1 protein-coding gene is annotated in these 581 nt (G+C 75.2%); it reads left to right on the top strand.

Going from position 1 to position 581, the window contains the following annotated elements; genetic code table 11:
• Positions 1–470 (top strand): helical backbone metal receptor (locus tag LPA54_RS35465; protein WP_228984694.1); only part of this gene is annotated, 470 nt, incomplete at its 5' end.
• Between the last annotated feature and the right edge of the window lie 111 nt (positions 471–581).

The raw sequence follows: 581 nt of genomic DNA, 5'->3' as shown, positions 1-581 counted from the left end.
CGCATGTACGGACCCTGCCGCAGGCCTTCACCGAGCTGGACCGCGTCCTGACGGCATGCGGGGTGCGGAGCCGGCCCGGCTGGCTGGACGCGGCGGAGGCGGCGTGGGAGGCGCCGCCGGCGTTCCAGGAGCCGCGCACGGCGGTGGTGCCGATCTGGCGCCGCCCGTGGATGGTGCTCGGCCGCGACACCTTCGCGGGGGACCTGCTGGCCCGCCTCGGCGTACGCACGCTGTACGCGGACCACTCCGAACGGTATCCGCGCATCCCGCTCGACGAGGTGCGCGCGGCCCGGCCCGACGTGGTCGTCCTCCCCGACGAGCCGTACCGCTTCACGGCCGACGACGGCCCGGAGGCCTTCCCCGGCCTGCCGTGCGCCCTTCTCAGCGGGCGCCATCTGACCTGGTACGGCCCGTCGTTGGCAAAGGCGCCGGAGGTGCTGGGGCGGGCGTTGCGGGCGGTCCGCCGCTGACGGCCGGCGCTCGTGCGGCGGGCGGATGCCGGGCGTTGCATAAGCTGAGCTTATGAGCAGGACGGAAGACCACGGCGACGAACGGCCCGGGAGCGGCGGTTCGCTGGCGCA

It is taken from the genome of Streptomyces sp. DH12, from assembly GCF_020873895.1.
Classification (GTDB): Bacteria; Actinomycetota; Actinomycetes; order Streptomycetales; family Streptomycetaceae; genus Streptomyces.
The sequence above is the reverse complement of the archived record's forward strand: the minus strand, read 5'-3'. Positions and strand labels throughout refer to the sequence as shown.